The sequence below is a fragment of the Brevundimonas sp. genome, from assembly GCF_029946145.1.
GTDB lineage: Bacteria > Pseudomonadota > Alphaproteobacteria > Caulobacterales > Caulobacteraceae > Brevundimonas.
In genome coordinates this window covers 44227-60883 of the sequence record NZ_JAQSDY010000004.1, presented here as the reverse complement: position 1 = coordinate 60883, position 16657 = coordinate 44227, and the positions used below count along the sequence as shown (strand labels likewise).

Annotated in this window: 18 protein-coding genes; 8 read left to right on the top strand and 10 right to left on the bottom strand. The window is 69.2% G+C overall.

The genetic code is table 11. The annotated features are described in order from the left end of the window. Nucleotides 1-27: 27 nt before the first annotated feature. From gshB to PSV23_RS00945, 6 genes are all read right to left on the bottom strand, one after another. Nucleotides 28-972 (bottom strand): glutathione synthase, encoded by a 945-nt coding sequence (gene gshB / locus PSV23_RS00970; RefSeq protein WP_300465641.1) that lies wholly within the window; start codon nucleotides 970-972, stop codon nucleotides 28-30. Between the two features lie 60 nt (nucleotides 973-1032). Next, nucleotides 1033-1848, bottom strand: coding sequence for a SirB1 family protein (locus tag PSV23_RS00965; RefSeq protein ID WP_300465640.1), 816 nt, complete (start codon nucleotides 1846-1848; stop codon nucleotides 1033-1035). After that, nucleotides 1845-2258 (bottom strand): YraN family protein, encoded by a 414-nt coding sequence (locus PSV23_RS00960; RefSeq protein WP_300465652.1) that lies wholly within the window; start codon nucleotides 2256-2258, stop codon nucleotides 1845-1847. The genes PSV23_RS00965 and PSV23_RS00960 overlap by 4 nt, the downstream gene beginning before the upstream one ends. A gap of 23 nt (nucleotides 2259-2281) precedes the next feature. Continuing rightward, nucleotides 2282-3154, bottom strand: coding sequence for a 16S rRNA (cytidine(1402)-2'-O)-methyltransferase (gene rsmI, locus PSV23_RS00955; RefSeq protein ID WP_300465639.1), 873 nt, complete (start codon nucleotides 3152-3154; stop codon nucleotides 2282-2284). A 381-nt stretch (nucleotides 3155-3535) separates the two neighbouring features. Continuing rightward, nucleotides 3536-4705, bottom strand: a complete 1170-nt coding sequence (gene hemW, locus PSV23_RS00950; RefSeq protein ID WP_300465638.1) for a radical SAM family heme chaperone HemW — start codon at nucleotides 4703-4705, stop codon at nucleotides 3536-3538. Between the two features lie 40 nt (nucleotides 4706-4745). Further along, nucleotides 4746-5360, bottom strand: coding sequence for a non-canonical purine NTP pyrophosphatase (locus PSV23_RS00945; protein ID WP_300465637.1), 615 nt, complete (start codon nucleotides 5358-5360; stop codon nucleotides 4746-4748). Between the two features lie 523 nt (nucleotides 5361-5883). Between PSV23_RS00945 and PSV23_RS00940 the strand changes: the two genes are divergently transcribed. From PSV23_RS00940 to PSV23_RS00930, 3 genes are all read left to right on the top strand, one after another. After that, the gene (locus PSV23_RS00940; protein WP_300465636.1) at nucleotides 5884-6390 is read left to right on the top strand and encodes a DUF2975 domain-containing protein; all 507 of its coding nucleotides are present in this window, start codon (nucleotides 5884-5886) and stop codon (nucleotides 6388-6390) included. Nucleotides 6391-6481: 91 nt separating this feature from the next. Further along, nucleotides 6482-6742: a helix-turn-helix transcriptional regulator gene (locus PSV23_RS00935; protein WP_300465635.1), complete on the top strand. Its 261-nt coding sequence runs from the start codon at nucleotides 6482-6484 to the stop codon at nucleotides 6740-6742. Then, nucleotides 6739-7284, top strand: coding sequence for a Smr/MutS family protein (locus tag PSV23_RS00930; RefSeq protein ID WP_300465634.1), 546 nt, complete (start codon nucleotides 6739-6741; stop codon nucleotides 7282-7284). The genes PSV23_RS00935 and PSV23_RS00930 overlap by 4 nt, the downstream gene beginning before the upstream one ends. On the opposite strand, the gene PSV23_RS00925 is transcribed toward PSV23_RS00930, so the two are convergent. The 3 genes from PSV23_RS00925 to PSV23_RS00915 form a co-directional block, all read right to left on the bottom strand. Next, a complete protein-coding gene (locus tag PSV23_RS00925) occupies nucleotides 7271-8515 on the bottom strand; it encodes a cupin domain-containing protein (protein WP_300465633.1) in 1245 nt (414 codons plus the stop codon). The genes PSV23_RS00930 and PSV23_RS00925 overlap by 14 nt on opposite strands. A gap of 13 nt (nucleotides 8516-8528) precedes the next feature. After that, a complete protein-coding gene (locus PSV23_RS00920; protein ID WP_300465632.1) occupies nucleotides 8529-9284 on the bottom strand; it encodes a hypothetical protein in 756 nt (251 codons plus the stop codon). Nucleotides 9285-9394: 110 nt separating this feature from the next. Next, complete coding sequence (locus tag PSV23_RS00915; RefSeq protein WP_300465631.1) at nucleotides 9395-10423, bottom strand: adenosine kinase; 1029 nt, start codon at nucleotides 10421-10423, stop codon at nucleotides 9395-9397. Between the two features lie 92 nt (nucleotides 10424-10515). Here PSV23_RS00915 and PSV23_RS00910 point away from each other — a divergent pair, with 92 nt between their 5' ends. Then, nucleotides 10516-11385: a transporter gene (locus PSV23_RS00910; RefSeq protein WP_300465630.1), complete on the top strand. Its 870-nt coding sequence runs from the start codon at nucleotides 10516-10518 to the stop codon at nucleotides 11383-11385. Between the two features lie 190 nt (nucleotides 11386-11575). Here PSV23_RS00910 and nth read toward each other — a convergent pair whose 3' ends face one another. Beyond that, a complete protein-coding gene (gene nth, locus PSV23_RS00905; RefSeq protein WP_300465629.1) occupies nucleotides 11576-12313 on the bottom strand; it encodes an endonuclease III in 738 nt (245 codons plus the stop codon). A gap of 225 nt (nucleotides 12314-12538) precedes the next feature. Between nth and PSV23_RS00900 the strand changes: the two genes are divergently transcribed. The 4 genes from PSV23_RS00900 to PSV23_RS00885 are packed head-to-tail and all read left to right on the top strand — an operon-like array spanning nucleotide 12539 to nucleotide 16642. After that, nucleotides 12539-13651: an HlyD family secretion protein gene (locus tag PSV23_RS00900; RefSeq protein WP_300465628.1), complete on the top strand. Its 1113-nt coding sequence runs from the start codon at nucleotides 12539-12541 to the stop codon at nucleotides 13649-13651. Further along, nucleotides 13648-15234 carry a DHA2 family efflux MFS transporter permease subunit gene (locus tag PSV23_RS00895; RefSeq protein ID WP_300465627.1) on the top strand — a complete coding sequence of 529 codons (1587 nt, stop codon included), beginning with the start codon at nucleotides 13648-13650 and terminating at the stop codon, nucleotides 15232-15234. The genes PSV23_RS00900 and PSV23_RS00895 overlap by 4 nt, the downstream gene beginning before the upstream one ends. Next, nucleotides 15234-15827, top strand: coding sequence for a TetR/AcrR family transcriptional regulator (locus PSV23_RS00890; protein WP_300465626.1), 594 nt, complete (start codon nucleotides 15234-15236; stop codon nucleotides 15825-15827). Before PSV23_RS00895 ends, PSV23_RS00890 begins: the two co-directional genes overlap by 1 nt. A 59-nt stretch (nucleotides 15828-15886) precedes the next feature. Continuing rightward, nucleotides 15887-16642 carry a creatininase family protein gene (locus PSV23_RS00885; protein WP_300465625.1) on the top strand — a complete coding sequence of 252 codons (756 nt, stop codon included), beginning with the start codon at nucleotides 15887-15889 and terminating at the stop codon, nucleotides 16640-16642. Nucleotides 16643-16657 lie beyond the last annotated feature (15 nt).

Sequence of the window (16657 nt, the reverse complement as noted above, 5' to 3'; positions counted from 1 at the left end):
ATTGCGAGGATCACGCAACCAGGAACGTCAGGACGCGCGCTTGCGCTCGATCACGTCCCACATCAGGGCGGCCGCATCGACGCCGGTGAACCGCTTTAATTGTTGGGCGCCGGTCGGCGAGGTGACGTTGATCTCGGTCAGGTAGTCGCCGATCACGTCGATGCCGACGAAGATCAGCCCCCGCGCTCTCAGCGTCGGCCCGATGGCGGCGCAGATCTCGCGGTCGCGAGCGGTCAGCTCGACCGGCGCCGCCGTGCCGCCGACGCGCAGATTGGACCGCACCTGCCCCGAGGCGGGGATGCGGTTGATGGCGCCGACCGGCTCGCCGTCGATCAGGATGATGCGCTTGTCGCCCTTCGACACCGCCGGAATGAATTTCTGGATCACCAGCGGATCGCGGCTGCCCGTCATGTGGATCTCGATCAGGGCCTCGAGATTGGGATCGCCGGCCTTCAGCTTGACCACGCCCGACCCCGCCGCGCCGTGCAGGGGTTTCAGCACCACGTCACCGTGGCGTTCATGGAAATCGACCAGGGCGACCGGGTCCGACGATATCAGGGTCGGCGGGGTCAGGCCGGGAAACTGTGTCACCAGCAGCTTCTCGGGCGCGCTGCGGACCTCGGCGGGGTCGTTCACCACCAGCGTCCCGGGATGCACCGTCTCCAGCAGATAGGTGGCGGTGACATAGGCCATGTCGAACGGCGGGTCCTGGCGCATCAGGATGACGTCCACGTCCGCGCCCAGATCCAGCTTCACCTCGTCGCCGAAGCTGACGTGATCGCCCTCATTGTGGCGCAGGGTCACCGGCCGGGCGCGGCAGAACAGCCTGCCGTCTTCCAGCGCCAGGGTGCGGAAATCATAGACCCACTGGATGTGGCCCCGGTCCTGGGCCGTGGTCATCATCAGCCAGGTGGTGTCGGACTCGATGTTGACCGCCTCGATGGGGTCCATCTGGATCGCGACTCTGAGCATGCACTGTCCTTCCAGGCGGTGGACATTGGCTAATGGGCAGCGGGCGGCGGTCGCGCAACCCTAGTTCAGCTGAAGACGCACCCGATCGACCGACATCCGGCGCGTGACCTCCATGGGGTCATCCAGCGTCCGGGCGTGCGACAGAGCCTCCAGCGCTCCGGCCAGAGCCCCCTGTTTCTCGCGCGCGGCGGCGACGTCCAGCCACGGGCGGTGGTCCTCGGGGTCCAGCAGGGCGCGGCGCAGGGCCGAACGTTCGGCGCCCTCGAAATCCTGGGCGTGGATGGCGCGACTGAACAGCACATTCTGCATCCGGATCAGGGCCTGACGATCACTGACCGGGGCCATCAGAACGTCCAGCCGGTCGGCCACGTGCGGGGTCAGCCCTGCCCGCAGCGCCCGGCGCGTCAGTTCCGAAGGCAGAACCAATCGCCCCTGACTGAACGGGTCCAGCGCCACCGGCCCCTCGGGCGTCTCGACCCGAAGCAGGAAATGGCCGGGGAAGTCGACGCCCTGCGCCTTCACACCCGCGCGCCGCGCGGCGTCGAGATAGAAGACGCTCAACGCCACGGACAGGCCCCGCCGGCGCTCGGCCACATCTATGACGTCGGTATTGGCGGCGGCGTCATAGTGCAGCAGGTCGCCATTCAGGCGCAGATCGGCGGCCATGGTCTCGGCCAGGGCGTCATCCGGGCTTTCGCCGCCGATGCGTTCGGCCAGCCGGTCGGCGGCGTGGTTGGCGAGAGTGCGGACGGGCTCCGGGTCGCGGAACGGATAGTCGTGAATGGCGCAGGCGATGGCCGCCTCAAGCAGCGGAAAGGCGTCGTCCTCGGCCTGTCCGGCCTCGGTCAGCAGGGCGATCGCCTCGTCGCGGGTCATGCAGCGCCCCTCCCGAAGGCGTCAACGCCGCGACGATGGCGCGGAAACCGTCCGGGAGCCAGCGCCACCATATCGATTCGCAACAGGTGTCCGGCCAAGCTGGGTCTTTGACGCAACACCGCCCTGCCCGCCGCGAGCAGGCGGTCGTACTGGTCCGGAGTCAGGGCCGTCAGGGCGCTCTCCAGCGTGGCGCGGCGTTTGACCTCGACCACCGACAGGGTTTTGCCCCGCCGGGCCAGGATGTCGATCTCCCCGGCGCGGGTCTTCAGGCGAAAACCGAGGATCTGGTAGCCCTTCGCCATGAGCAGGGCGGCCGCCAGCCATTCCGAACCGTGACCGGCCCGGTGCGACCGCGATCCCAGCGCGACGCGCCAGTCCCGTTTGACGCGCGCGACCTTCGGCGCCTTCAGCCGGGAACCGGGCTTCGGGGGCTTCACCGCCCCTGCATCTCCAGCGCCCGCTTGTAGAGCGGCTTTCGCGGCAGGTTCAGCGCCCGGGACACCTCGGCGGCGGCTTCGCCAGGCGGCAGGCGGGTCATGGCCTCGGCGAGAGCCGCGTCGGCGTCGGCTTCAGAGACGATTTCTGTCTCACCGGGGCCGACGACGACCACGATCTCGCCCTTGGGCGCCTGGCAGCGCGGATCGACGGCCAGTTCGGCCAGCGAACCCCGGACGCATTCCTCGTACAGCTTGGTCAGTTCGCGGGCGACGGCGGCGGGGCGAGGCCCCAGAACCGCGGCCATGTCGGCGAGGCTGTCGGCCAGACGCGGCCCGCTTTCAAAGAAGACCAGGGTCTGGCGCGCCGTTCGCACCTCTTCCAGCATCGTCCGCCGGGCGCCGGACTTCGGCGGCAGGAAGCCGGCGAACAGCACCCGGTCAGCGGGCAGGCCGGCGATGCACAGGGCCGCCAGCAGGCTGGACGGGCCCGGGATCGGATGCACAGGCAGACCCGCGGCGATCACCGCACGGGCGACGACGAAGCCGGGGTCGCTGACCAGCGGCGTGCCCGCGTCGGACACCAGCGCCACCACGGCCCCCTCGCGCAGCCGTTCGATAGCCAGGTCGGCGGCGCGGGCCGAGGCGTGGTCGTCGCAGCGCTCCAGCCTGACCTTCAGCCCATAGGCTGACAATAGTTTGGCGGTCACCCGCGTGTCCTCGGCCAGCACCAGATCCGCCGCGGCCAGCACGTCGAGCGCCCTCAGGGTCATATCCCGCAGGTTCCCGATCGGCGTCGCCACCAGATAGAGGCCCGACGCCACATTGCGCGGCGGGGGAGCGGTCGGCGGAAACGGTGAGGGATCAGACATCGACGGGACCGTGCCAGCGGTGGGAGTTGGGCTCAAGGGCGAGCGCCGACGGCAGGCGACAGGGCGACGGCGCCGCCCCCCGAAAAATGCCGAAAAGCGAGACTCTCGCCCCTTGCGCCCCTTGGCGATTGACGCAGGCGGGCGGGAATTGCGCAGGCAGGCGCGTGGTCCCGACGGGTCGGCCCGGTTGGGATAGCGATGTCAAAGACCGTGGCGGCGGGATTTCAGTCCCGATCCGTCTATTTTACCACGGCCGGAAACACTGCGAGGGAAACAGCGCGGGTCCCGGGCCGGGCAAGGGACGAGACGGCCCGATTTGGGGGGCGAAAGTAGCGGGTGGTGGAGGGCGGGAGTAGCGCTCTCCGCCCGCGCGGGTCGACTTCAGACCAGAAGGGCTCTGAGCACGCCGTCCAGCACGGGACGGCCCCGGCGTGTCGCCACGACCCTCTGGCCGCGCTGCGAGAGGAAACCGTCCGCGATCAGTCCGGCCAGAGGATCCGCTTCCGGCGACAGACCCAGCGCGGCGAACACGTCCCCTTCCACACCCTCGACCGTGCGCAGGCCCAGCAGGACCTTTTCCTCGGCTGCGTCTCGTACCGACTGCGCTTCCCGCTCGCTCCACGGCGCCCCCGCCCCGACGCCCGCGACATAGTCCCCGATCCCCCGGTGCGCGACCGTCGCCGTCCGCACGCCGACGAGCGTCAGCCGCCCGTGCGCCCCGGGGCCAACGCCGAGATAATCGCCGCCCCGCCAGACGTGCAGATTGTGCGACGAGCGGGCTGCGACGCCGCGCGCGTGGTTGGACACCTCATAAGCTTCGAAGCCCGCGCCCTCGAGCACCGCCTGGGTCGTCTCATAGAGGGCGGCCGACAGGTCCTCGTCCGGCGGGGTCCAGGCATGACGGGCGACGGCGCGGCCGAAGGCGGTCGCGGGTTCGATGGTCAGCTGGTAGGGCGAGACGTGCTCAAACCCCATGTCGAGCGCCTCGGTCAGCTCCGCGGCCCAGCCCTGCGGCGTCTGGCCGGGCCGGGCGTAGATCAGGTCGATCGACAGCCGACCGAAGGCGCGCCCCGCGACCGCTACGGCGCGCCGGGCCTCGTCCGCCGAATGGTTGCGGCCGAGGAAGGCCAGGGCGGCGTCATCCAGGGCCTGCACCCCCATCGACAGGCGATTGACCCCGGCGTCGGCGAGGGCGGCGAAGCGGTTGGCCTCGGCATCGGTGGGATTGGCCTCGAGGGTGATCTCGATCGGCCCGCGCGGCTCGAACAGGGCCGTCGCGCGAGCGATCACCGCGCCCACGGCGTCGGGCGCCATCAGCGAGGGCGTGCCGCCGCCGAAGAAGATCGAGGCCAGCCGGCGAGGCCCTGTCAGCGCCGCCTGCGCCTCCATATCCGTCAGGAGCGCCCGGACCAGCCCCGCCTGCTCCTCCGCCCGCCCCCGATCGCGCACGACGTTGAAGTCGCAATAGGGGCAGATGCGGGCGCAGTACGGCCAGTGGACGTACAGGGCGACGTCAGTTCCAGGGTCGCTATCGCGATGCGCGCGGCGCATCGCTGCTTGAGCGACGTCGTCGCCGGAATCTGGAACCGGATCAGTCAATCAGCGCGGCCTTCAGTTTCGCGAACGCCCGGGCGCGGTGGCTGATCGAATCCTTCAGCGCCGGGTCCAGTTCACCAAAGGTCTGGCTGTGGCCTTCGGGGACGAAGATCGGATCGTAGCCGAAGCCGCGGTCGCCGCGCGGCGGGAAGGTCAGCAGGCCGTCGACCCGTCCCTCGACCACCACGGCCGGGCCGTCTGGCCAGGCCACGGCCAGGGCCGAGGTGAACCAGGCGCGGCGGCCAGAGTCGTCATTTGGCGAGCCGATCTCCTCGAGTCTTTCTTCCACGCGGCGCATGGCGAAGGCGAAATCCTTGTCCGGACCGGCCCAGCGAGCGGAAAATATGCCCGGCGCCCCGTCCAGCGCCGCGACCGACAGGCCCGAGTCGTCGGCCAGGGCGACCTCGCCCGACCGGTCCGCCGCGTGGCGCGCTTTCAGCAGGGCGTTGCCGCCGAAGGTGCTCTCGGTTTCGTCCGGTTCAGGCAGGTTCAGGCTGGCGGCCGTAACAACCGCGTAATGTCCGCCCAGCAGGGCGTCGATCTCGACCGCCTTGCCGGGATTGTGGGTCGCCACGACCAGCCGCATCCCCTTGATAAGCTTGAGTTTCATCCCGATCACGCGCTCCGCAACAATCCATTGCCAAAGTTTAATATCGTTAAACGATATGTAACATGACTTCCTTCAGCGCACGTCCTATCTATGTCTTCAAGAACGGACGCCGCGACGTTCCCCGAACAAGCCGATACCGGCAAGATCGATGCAGCGGAACAACGAACGAGGGGTGAAAACATCCCTCACTCAGGAACCACGGAGAAAGACCATGAACACCATGAACGCTTCCTACTTCATCGAAAAGGTTGGCCACGGCATCCTGAATGCCATGCTGCTCGCCGCCCTGCCGACCGCCCTGGTCGCCACCCTGATCCAGGCCCTGTGATTCATCTCTGTCTCAACGGAGCTTTGACGATCGGCATGACAATCGCGATGAATAAGCCCGCGTGTGGGTTCGCCGGACCCCGCGCGGCATCCTCGCCCCGACCCCCGGCCTGAACGAGGCCCCGCCATGCGCTTCCCGAAGACGATACCGCTCGGGATTCGCCCGCCTGCCCTTCCGGGAATTGGTCCCGGATCCATGTCCAGCCTGCTCGGCGTCGCCCTCGGGGCCGCCTTCTGGATCCTGGCGCTGCTGACCCTGGCTGCAGCCCTCTTCTTCATCTTCATGGCCTTTGTGCCGATGGGTCCGCTGGGCCTGACCGCAACGTCCGACGACGGCGGCACCCGCGTGCCCGTGCCACGCGCCTATATCCTGTTCGGCGTGGGCGCCATCACCGGCTATCTGGGCGGCTTCGCCCTGATCCTGCGCCACCTGCGCCGCATCGTGCACAGCCTTCGCATCGGCGACCCCTTCCAGCCCGCCAATGTCAGCCGGCTGAAGCAGATCGGCCTGACCCTGGCCGTTGTCACCGGCGGCGCCTGGATCGGCCAGACCCTGGTGTCGCGGCTGGTGCGCGGCGCGCTTGAGCCGCCCAGCATGTTCGATCTGGTCACCCCCGCCTTTTCCGTCCTGGTCGTCTTCGTCCTGGCCGAGGTGTTTCGCGAGGGGGCCCGCCTGCGCCGCGAATCCGAACTGACCATTTAATGTGGCCGCGCGCTCAAAAGGCTCCGCCCTTTTGGCGCTTCGCGCCGCCCTCCGGGTCGACCCCCCACGCGCCACGAGATAGAGAGCTCCCATGGCCATCCGCGTCCAGCTAGATCGCATCCTCCTCGAACGGCGCATGTCGCTGACCGAGCTGGCCGACCGCGTCGGCGTGACCCTGGCGAACCTGTCGATCCTGAAGACAGGCAAGGCCCGCGCCATTCGCTTCTCGACCCTGGACGCCCTGTGCCGGGAGCTGAACTGCCAGCCGGGCGACCTGCTGGTCCGGACGCCCGGCCCGCAGGACGCCGGCTCCGACGAGGACGCCGACGGGGACTCCCCCGGCGCGACATGAGCCGCCGCGACGATCTGAGCCCGGACGACCGCCGCATCTGGGCCCGCGTCGCCGGCTCGGTCACGCCCGCAAGGCCGAAGAAGGCGGCCCTGATCATACCCGGCGCCGCCGTGGTCGATCCCCCCGCGGCGCCGCACCCGAAGGAGATGGCGAAATCGCGGGGCGTTCCGCCGGCCTGGAGCCCCCCCGCCCCGGCTCTCGCCCGCCCGCGTGGCCATCCCGAGGAGCTGGAGCCGCGCCGTCAGCGCCGTCTGTCGCGCGAGCGCGATCCGATCGAGGCGCGGATCGACCTGCATGGCTTCGGCCGCTTCCAGGCCCAGGACGCCCTGACCGCCTTCCTGATGGGAGCGCAGGCGCGCGGCTATCGCTCGGTGCTGGTCATCACCGGCCAGGGCCGGCGCGGTGGAACCGGCGTGATCCGCGCCTCGGTCCATGAATGGCTGCAGGGGCCGGTCCTGCGCGGCGTGGTCTCGGGGTTCGCCTCGGCCGCGCGGCATCACGGCGGCGACGGCGCGCTGTATGTGACGATCAGGCGGGCCTGATCGTTCGCGCCGCCTGGCCATCAGCGGCGGAACCGGACACGTCCATTGGCTCCCATGGCGCAGCGCGCACGTCCATGTGGCGACGGACCAGGCCGGCGGTGGTCAGACGCTCCACCACATCGGCCGCCTCGGGATGGTCGAGCTCCGCCAGCCGGAAGGGCTCACCCGACAGGACCCGGCGAACCAGACCGACCGGCGCCCGCCCGAAACGGAAGTCCGAACCCGGCCCCAGAACCTGAACTTCCTCACCGAGGACCGAGACCCGGGTAAAGGCCGGCCGGGCAACGTAGCTCGTCGCGGCGTCAGCCCGGTTGCAGGCGATGGCGTCAGTGATATCCGGTTCGCGCGAACGGATGAAGGTTTCGCTGAGCGTCTCCCACGCCCTGGTGGGCGCGATCGCGCCGTTCAGGCGTGCGACGAGGGTGTCGAAAACCGGTTGTAGCCGGGCCGGGTCGAAATCCTGCTTCGCATAGTCGTACGGCAGGGCCTTCCGGAACGCCCGGTCCTGGAGGCAGACTTCGGACACGGCCTCCAGCATCAGGTCCGCCCAGGTGCGGACAATCAACCCCACGGTGATGTGCAGGGAAGCACTGTCGCCGAGGTTGGCCGCGTCATGGAAATAGCCGCGGGGGATGTAGGCGCAGTCGCCTTTTCGCAGCACGAAACTGTGGCTGGCCTCGCCGGCCGCATGCTCGCCCGAGCGGAATTTCTCGCCCCGATAGGGAGACGCGGCAGGCTCGCTGTAGAGGCGCCAGGTTTTCTCGCCCTCCACCTGGAGAACAAGGACGTCGTGGCTGTCGTAATGGGTGCGAAAGCCCTGTTCCCCGGGGGGCGTGAGATAGATGTTGGTCTGGATGTGGCACGACAGAGCCTGCTCCAGCGCGCGGCAGAAGTCGGCCAGCCGCTTGTCGCTGTGCTGAAGCTGGTTGACGACCAGTGTGGCGCCGTTGCGATAGCCACGAGCCAGCGCCACGCGGTCGACGACGCCGTTCTCGACATAGTCTGACCGATCGACAGGCGAGCGGGCATTGGTCATCTCGACCATGCCTTCCCGGATATCCATTTCTGCGAGCCGGTCGTTCAGCCGACCGAGCGTCAGCAGGGCGTCGAAGCGGTCGACATCGCCGCCGCTGTAGATCAGAGGCTTCTGCTCATGGACCTCGGACAGAAAGACCTGATCCGGGACGCCCACCATCCATTCGAGCAAACCTGACGCCTGTCCGGCGCTCATCGGAACGCGATCCTCAGCGCGGCCCACGCCCCTGATTGGCGCGATCGGAGCTGTCACTGTCAGTGACGCCCGTGGTGTTCCGCCCCTGCCCCGACCGGTCGGAACTGTCACTGTCGGTTACGCCGGTCATGTTGCGGCCCTGACCCGAGCGGTCGGTGCTGTCGTTGTCGGTCTGGCCGGTCATGTTGCGGCCCTGGCCCGAGCGGTCCGTGCTGTCGTTGTCGGTCTGGCCGGTCATGTTGCGGCCCTGGCCCGAGCGGTCAGTGCTGTCGTTGTCGGTCTGGCCGGTCATGTTGCGGCCCTGACCCGAGCGGTCCGTGCTGTCATTGTCGGTCTGGCCGGTCATGTTGCGGCCCTGGCCCGAGCGGTCCGTGCTGTCGTTGTCGGTCTGGCCGGTCATGTTGCGGCCCTGACCCGAGCGGTCGGTGCTGTCGTTGTCGGTCTGGCCGGTCATGTTGCGGCCCTGGCCCGAGTGATCGGTGCTGTCGTTGTCGCTCACGCCCGTGGTGTTGCGGCCCTGGCCGACGCGGTCGCTGCTGTCGGTGTCGCTCATGCCCGTGGTGTTGCGGCCCTGGCCGACGCGGTCACTGCTGTCGGTGTCGCTCACGCCCGTGCCGCGGCCGGCGCCCACGGAGTCGGTCGGATCGGAATCCGTCGGTCCGTCCTGCCGGGCGAAAGCCCGCCCCCCCGCGACCGTCGCCAACGCGCCACCCGTGACGCCCGCGCCAATGACCCGCTCGAGGAACGAGCGCCTGCTGAAATCCGTCATACCAAGTCCCCCGGCAATCAAACCTCCGCGCGCGGCTTGCGCGCACGCCCCGGAGGTAAGGTCCCGTACGCAGCGAAACCTGTCAAGCAAGGCGGAACGCCAGCGGGAGGTCAGGCAGTCAGGGCCAGCTCCGCCTCGCGGGCCAGAGCTTCCAGCGACGTCATCGGCCGCGGGCCCCAATGGGCGATGACCTCGGACGCGGCGAGGGAGCCCAGCTTGCCGGCCTCTTCCAGCGACAGGCCCCGCGCCAGGCCCAGCAGGAAGCCGGCGGCGTACTGGTCGCCGGCGCCCGTGGTGTCGACGACCTTGTCGACCGGGAAGGCCGCGACCTCGACCCGCTCGGCCCCGTCACGTCCGAACACCACCGAGCCGGCGGCGCCCCGGGTGACGGCGGCGATCTCGACGATGCGGCCCAGATGGGCGGCGGCCTGGTCGAAGTCCTCGGTCTCGAACAGGGCGTGGAGCTCGCTCTCATTGGCCAGGACTATGTCGGCCGAGGCCTCGATGAAGGCCAGCAGTTCGGTGCGCCAGCGGTGGACCACGAACGAGTCCGACAGGGTGATGGCGACCTTGCGTCCGGCGGCATGGGCGGCGGCGGCGGCGGCCTCGAAGGCGGCGCGGGCCGGAGCCGGGTCGAACAGATAGCCTTCCAGATAGACGATGGCCGAGGCGCCGATCAGGGCGGCGTCGATGTCGGCGACCTCCAGCTGGTTGGCGGCGCCCAGGAAGGTGCACATGGTGCGCTGGCCGTCGGGCGTGACATTGATCATGCAGACGCCGGTGGCGCGGCCCGAGGCGGCGCCGTCCTTCAGGGGAAGGGTGTCGAAGGCCACCCCGGCGGCGCGGATGTCGTGGGTGAAGACGCCGCCCAGGGTGTCGTCGGCGACCTTGCCGATATAGGCCGCGCGTCCGCCGAAGCTGCCGACGCCGGCGACCGTGTTGCCGGCCGAGCCGCCCGAGGCTTCGACCCCGGCGGCCATGGCGGCGTAGAGGGCGGCGCTCTGCTGCGCGTCAACCAGCTGCATCGAGCCGGGGGTCAGGCCCTGGGCGGTCAGGAATGCGGGATCGCAGGGGGCGAGCACGTCGACGATCGCATTGCCGACGGCGCAGACGTCGTAGGAGGCGGGAATCTGGGTCATGGGCGGCCCATAGCCGACGACCGGCCCCGCGTCATCCAAAAACCCATAAGGAAAGCCTTATGCTTTTGCCGTCGGTTCGCTAAGACGCGGTCATGACCGAAGTCGCCGTCCTGACCCCCGATCCGTCCGATCCCTCCTACGCCGGCCAGTGGCCGGGCGTGCTGGAGCGGCTGGGCGAAGCCCTGTCCCTCGCCCGCGTGACCGTCGTCCCGACGCCATGGACAGAACATGTCGCCGACGCCTCGGCCCTGAAGCGATTTCCGCTGATCCTGCCGCTGATCGCCTGGGGCTATCACCGCGACCACGACCGGTGGATGCAGGCCTGCGCCACCTGGGCCGGGGCCGGACTGCGGATGTTGAACCCGCCGTCGGTGCTGGGCTGGAATTCGGACAAGAGCTATCTGGAACGGCTGGCCGACAAGGGGATCGCCATTCCCGACACCGTCTGGATCGACAGCCCGGGACAGGCCGATGTCGACGCCGCCTTCGACCGCTTCGGAACCGACCGGCTGGTGGTCAAGCCGCGCGTCTCGGGCGGGGCGTGGAAGACGCTGCGGTTGTCGCGCGGCGACCGGCTGACCGACGCGCCCGCGGGCCCGGCGATGATCCAGCCCTATCTGCCGACCATCGAGACCGAGGGCGAGACCTCCCTGCTGTTCTTCGGCGGCAAGCTCAGCCACGTGGTCAACAAGCGGCCGGTTCCCGGCGAGTTCCGGGTCCAGGTCCAGTACGGCGGCGGCTACACCGCCCTGGCCGAGCCGCCGGCCGGCGCCCTGGCCCTGGCGGAACAGACGCTGGCCGCGATCGGCGAGGATCTGCTGTACGCCCGCATCGACATGGCGCCCGACGCCGACGGCCGGTGGCTGCTGATGGAGGCGGAGCTGATCGAGCCGGACTTCTATCTGGGCTCCGCGCCGGAGGGCGGCCGGAATTTCGCGGAGGCGGTTCGGGCGCGGCTGTAGGTGGCTAGTGGCTGGTGGCTTAGTGGTTAGTGGTTAGTGGTTAGTGGTTAGTGGTTAGTGGTTAGTGGTTAGTGGTTAGTGGCTAGTGGCTAGTGGCTAGTGGCTAGTGGAAGACTACGGCGGGGATGGTGTCGCAAAGCGGATTTTCCCAGCGCCACTAGCCACTAGCCACTAACCACTAGCCACTTCTTCAAGCTGCTTCCCCCAGCGCTTGAAGCCCCGCCCTTGACGGACACAGATCGCTGATCAGGCAGGCGCTGCATTTCGGGCGCCGCGCGGTGCAGGTGTAGCGGCCGTGCAGGATCAGCCAGTGGTGGGCCTTGGGCAGCCATTGCTCGGGCACGACGCGGAACAGCTGGGCCTCGACCTTGTCGGGGGTGGCGGCGTTGGCCAGGCCCAGCCGGTGCGAGACGCGGAACACATGGGTGTCGACCGCGATGGCGGCCTCGATCCCCAGCTCGTTCAGCACCACGCTGGCGGTCTTGCGCCCCACGCCCGGCAGGGCCTGAAGCTCGGCGCGGTTCAGCGGGACCTCTCCGCCGTGCCGCTCCAGCAGGATGCGGCTCAGGGCGATGACGTTGCGCGCCTTGCCCCGGTAAAGGCCGATCGAGGCGATGTACGGAACCAGCCCGGCCTCCCCCAGCGCCAGCATCTTCGCCGGCGTGTCGGCGACCTTGAACAGCCGGTCGGTCGCCTTGTTGACCGAGACGTCCGTGGCCTGGGCCGACAGGGCGACGGCGACCACGAGCGTATAGGGGCTGGAGAAATTCAGTTCGGTCTTCGGCTCGGGCATGACGCGGGACAGCCGCCCGAAGATGGCCTCGACCCGATCCTCGTCCGGCGGCCAGCCGAGCACGGGGATCGCCGCGCCGGTCATGACGGCGGGGCGTTTGATCACGGCTTTCCGGCGGGCCTTCGCGGGCTTCATGCGGTCTCGTCGCCGGGGGGACGGCCCGGGTCAAGCCCGCACGCCGGCGACAGCCGGGCCGGCACGGCGACACGACGGGGGAAGGGAGTCCGGCGGGGGCCCCTCACCCAATCCAAACGATTTGAAACACGACGTGTTGCGGCGCCGAAACGAGCGCGGTTGATTTTTGGACAGTATCGTCCATTTTATGCCGTCCTCCCCGACACCCTTCCCGAGCGTTCCCCCATGGCCCTGTCGCCCACCCTCAAAAAACGCCTGCCCCTGATCGTGGGGGCCGTCGTCGCCGTGGCCGTCGTCATCGGCGGGATCGTCTGGTGGCAGGGCAAGCAGCGCTGGGAGTCCACCGACAACGCCTTCGTCGCCGCCGACACCACCGAGGTCAGCCCCCAGATCGACGGCTATGTCGTCGAGGTGCTGGTCGCCGACAACCAGCGCGTTGAACCCGGCCAGGTCCTGATCCGCCTCGACGACGCCAACGCCCGCGCCGCCCTGACCCAGGCCGAGGCCAATCTGGCCTCGGTGATCGCCGCCGTCGGCAATGTCGACGCCCGCGCGGCCCAGGAACAGGCCCTGGTCGCCTCGCGCGCCGCCGGTGTCGCCCAGGCCCAGGCCCAGGCCGATCTGGCCCGCCAGCAGGTCGACCGTTACGGCAAGCTGGCCGAGCAGGGCTGGGTCTCGCAACAGCGCATCCAGACCGAACAGGCCGGCGCCCGCACCGCCCAGGCCAGCGTCGCCGAGGCCCAGGCCGCCCTGGTCGCCGAACAGCGCACGGCCGGGGTGCTGGGCTCGACCCGCACACAGAGCGTCGCCGCCGTCGACGTCGCCCGCGCCCAGGTCGAACAGGCCCGCATCGCCCTGGACCGCACCGTCATCCGCGCGCCGGTCGGCGGCGTGATCGGCGCCCGCGGCGTCCGCGTCGGTCAGTACGTCCGCCCCGGCGGCCAGATCCTGTCGATCGTGCCGCTGGGCGACGCCTATGTGGTCGCCAATTTCAAGGAGACCCAGCTCGACCGCCTGCGTCTCGGCCAGACCGTCGAGATCAGCGCCGACGCCTTCCCCGGCCAGCATCTGACCGGCCAGATCGACAGCTTCGCCCCCGCGACGGGCTCCGAATTCGCCCTGATCCCGATCGAGAACGCGACCGGCAACTTCACCAAGATCACCCAGCGCGTGCCGGTGCGAATCCGCGTCGACCGCGCCTCCGCCGTGGCGCTGCGGCCCGGGCTGTCGGTCGAGGTCAAGGTCGATCTGAAGAGCCGCGGCGGCCTCAGCTTCGCCCAGGCCGCCACCGGGACCATCACCACCGCCGCCGCCGACACGGGCGTCGCGGTCCAGTGACCGCCGCCGCCCCAGCGGTCGCCGGGGCTCCTCCGGCCGAACCACAGATCAACTGGACCATCCTGCTGCTGGGCTTCGCCGGCATGGTGATCGGCCAGTTCATGGCCATCCTCGACATCCAGATCGTGGCGTCGTCCCTGCCGCAGATCCAGGCCGGGGTCGGCGCCTCGGCCGACGAGATCAGCTGGATCCAGACCGCCTATCTGATCCCCGAGGTCGTGATGATCCCCCTGTCGGGATACCTCTCGCGCCTGTGGGGAACGCAGAAGGTGTTTCTGGTCTCCTGCGCCGGCTTCATGCTGATGAGCGTGGCCACGGGCCTGTCGTCGTCGATCGACGCCATGATCTTCTTCCGCGCGCTTCAGGGCTTCGTCGGCGGGGCCATGATCCCGACCGTCTTCGCCGTCGCCTTCACCGCCTTCCCGCCCGAGAAACGCATCACCGCCAGCGTGGTCATGGGCCTTATCGTGACCCTGGCGCCCACCGTCGGCCCGACCCTGGGCGGGCACCTGACCGAGTGGCTCAGCTGGCGCTGGCTGTTCTTCATCAATGTGCCCCCCGGCCTGCTGGTGCTGTTCCTGGTCGGCCGTTACGCCAATTTCGACAAGGGCGATCCATCCCTGACCAGGGGCTTCGACTGGTGGGGCCTCGCCCTGATGGCCGTGTTCCTGATGAGCCTGCAGTTCGTGCTCGAGGAAGGCGCGAAGAACGACTGGTTCTCGGACGACAACATCCTGTGGCTGGCCGTTCTGGCCGCCATCACCGGCCCGGCCTTCATCTGGCGGTCGCTGACCTGGTACAACCCCGTGGTCGAGCTGCGCGCCTTCACCAACCGCAACTTCATGGTCGGGGTGGTGATGACCTTCATCGTCGGCGCGGCCCTGTTCGGCGGCACCTTCCTGCTGCCGCTGTTCCTGTCGCGGGTGCGGGAATATTCGGCGGCCGAGGTCGGCACCACCATGGTCGTCTCCGGCCTGGCCATGTTCGTCACCGCGCCCTTCGCGGGCCGGCTGGTGCGCAAGGTCGACGCCCGCATCCTGATGTTCGGCGGCTTCATGCTGTGCGCCTGGGGCATGTGGGACGCCCACGCCGTGACCAGCGAATGGGGCTTCTGGGAGTTCGCCGGGGTCCAGGCCGTGCGCGGGGCCGGAGTGATGATGGCCATGATCGCGGCCCAGCAGGTGACCATGTCGACCCTGCCGCCGCACATGGTCAAGAACGCCTCGGGGCTGGTGAATCTGTCGCGCAACGTCGGCGGCGCCTTCGGCCTGGCCCTGTTGAACACCTCGCTGACGCAGAATACGGCTTCGCACATGAGCGAGCTGACGCAGAACATCTCCATCACCAGCAGCGGCATGCAGGGCATGCTGGCCGGAATGCAGGTGCGGTTCGCGGACTCGATCGATCCGGCCGGGGCGGCCATGAAGGCGCTGTACGGCATGCTGCACAAGCAGGCCACGACCCTGGCCTTCGGCGACGCCTTCGCCATGCTGGCGGTCGGCTGCGTCTTCGCCGCCTTCGTGACCCTGTTGTCGCGTCCGGTGAAACCGGCCGCCGGCGCGCCGCCCGTGGACGCCCACTGATGGCGCGGGTCATCGGTCAGGTCGACGAGACCAAGACGGAAGCCATTCTGGACGCCGCCCTGGCCCTGTTCTCCGAAAAGGGCGCTCTCGCCTCGATGGAGGCCATCGCCCGCCGCGCCGGGGTCTCGCGCCAGACCCTCTACAACCGCTTCCCGTCCAAGGTGGAGATCGGCCGCGTCCTCGCCGCCCGCCGTTCCGACGCCATCAGCACGCCCCTGCGGACCGGAGGCGATCCGGAAACCGTGCTGACCGCCATGGCCGCCGGCATGCTCGAAAAACTGTGCGGGAACCAGGCCGGCGCCTCGATGCGCGGCGTCGCCCTGATGTCGCCGAGCGATCCGGAACTGGCCCAGGTCATTTATCAGGCCGGCCCCGCCGAAGGACTGCGCCGCCTGTCCGCCTGGCTGGCCGAACAGGACAGCAGGGGGCTCTTGCGGATTCCCGACCCCGACGCGGCGGCCGAGATGTTCTCGGGCATGGTGCTGGGTCACGGCCATCTGCGCGGCGTGCTGGGCCTTCCCCATCCGGCCTTCGACGTGGGCGCGCGCGCGGCCGAAGCCGCCCGCCGCTTCCTGCGCGCCTTCGCGGTCTGACAGTTGGCCCGCGCCGCCAATCGGACTAGACCGCGCCGACACCGTTGCGGAGCGCACCCTTGCTGATCCACCTCTCCTCATGGCCCGAGATTGACGCGCGGCTGAAGACGACGAAGACCATCGTCGTGCCCATCGGCTCCAATGAGCAGCATGGCCCGACCGGCCTGCTGGGCACCGACTGGCTGTGCCCCGAGATCATCGCCCACGCGGCCGAGGCGCAGGACGAGAGCCTGGTCGTCGCCCCGACCTTCAACATCGGCATGGCCCAGCATCATCTGGCCTTCGCGGGGACCATTTCGCTGCGGCCCTCGACCTTCATGGCCGCCATCACTGACTGGGTGAGTTCACTGAGCCGCCACGGCTTCGAGCGGATCTATTTCCTCAACGGCCACGGCGGCAATGTCGCCACCATCGAGGCGACCTTCGCCGAAATCCATGCCGAATGGTCGTTCGTCGAGGAGCGCCCGCCCTTCGTGCTCAAGCTCAGAAACTGGTGGGATTTGCCGGGCGTCCACAGCCTGTGCACCCGGATGTTCCCGACCGGCCACGGCATGCACGCCACCCCGTCCGAGATCGCCGTCACCCAGGCGGCCTATCCGGACCGGATCAAGACCGCCGACTACAGCCCGCGGATCGCGCCGACCGGTCCGATCCGCGACGCCCTCGACTATCGCGCCCGCTTCCCCGACGGCCGCATCGGCTCGGACCCGGCCCAGGCCAGCCCGGAAAAGGGCCAGACCATCATCGACGCGGCGGTTCCCGCCCTGCTGAAGGATGTGGCCGACTTCTCTTCGGAGGTCTTGCCCGCGACCTGATTGCGGCCCAAGGCT

Excerpts from the sequence above, each read along its gene's own strand:
- PSV23_RS00900 (WP_300465628.1), top strand. The coding sequence starts at position 12,539 with ATGGCCCTGTCGCCCACCCTCAAAAAACGCCTGCCCCTGATCGTGGGG.
- rsmI (WP_300465639.1), bottom strand. The coding sequence starts at position 3,154 with ATGTCTGATCCCTCACCGTTTCCGCCGACCGCTCCCCCGCCGCGCAAT.
- gshB (WP_300465641.1), bottom strand. The coding sequence starts at position 972 with ATGCTCAGAGTCGCGATCCAGATGGACCCCATCGAGGCGGTCAACATC.
- PSV23_RS00935 (WP_300465635.1), top strand. The coding sequence starts at position 6,482 with ATGGCCATCCGCGTCCAGCTAGATCGCATCCTCCTCGAACGGCGCATG.
- PSV23_RS00890 (WP_300465626.1), top strand. The coding sequence starts at position 15,234 with ATGGCGCGGGTCATCGGTCAGGTCGACGAGACCAAGACGGAAGCCATT.
- hemW (WP_300465638.1), bottom strand. The coding sequence starts at position 4,705 with ATGCGCCGCGCGCATCGCGATAGCGACCCTGGAACTGACGTCGCCCTG.
- PSV23_RS00930 (WP_300465634.1), top strand. The coding sequence starts at position 6,739 with ATGAGCCGCCGCGACGATCTGAGCCCGGACGACCGCCGCATCTGGGCC.
- PSV23_RS00945 (WP_300465637.1), bottom strand. The coding sequence starts at position 5,360 with ATGAAACTCAAGCTTATCAAGGGGATGCGGCTGGTCGTGGCGACCCAC.
- PSV23_RS00915 (WP_300465631.1), bottom strand. The coding sequence starts at position 10,423 with ATGACCCAGATTCCCGCCTCCTACGACGTCTGCGCCGTCGGCAATGCG.
- nth (WP_300465629.1), bottom strand. The coding sequence starts at position 12,313 with ATGAAGCCCGCGAAGGCCCGCCGGAAAGCCGTGATCAAACGCCCCGCC.
- PSV23_RS00925 (WP_300465633.1), bottom strand. The coding sequence starts at position 8,515 with ATGAGCGCCGGACAGGCGTCAGGTTTGCTCGAATGGATGGTGGGCGTC.
- PSV23_RS00910 (WP_300465630.1), top strand. The coding sequence starts at position 10,516 with ATGACCGAAGTCGCCGTCCTGACCCCCGATCCGTCCGATCCCTCCTAC.
- PSV23_RS00965 (WP_300465640.1), bottom strand. The coding sequence starts at position 1,848 with ATGACCCGCGACGAGGCGATCGCCCTGCTGACCGAGGCCGGACAGGCC.
- PSV23_RS00940 (WP_300465636.1), top strand. The coding sequence starts at position 5,884 with ATGTCCAGCCTGCTCGGCGTCGCCCTCGGGGCCGCCTTCTGGATCCTG.
- PSV23_RS00920 (WP_300465632.1), bottom strand. The coding sequence starts at position 9,284 with ATGACGGATTTCAGCAGGCGCTCGTTCCTCGAGCGGGTCATTGGCGCG.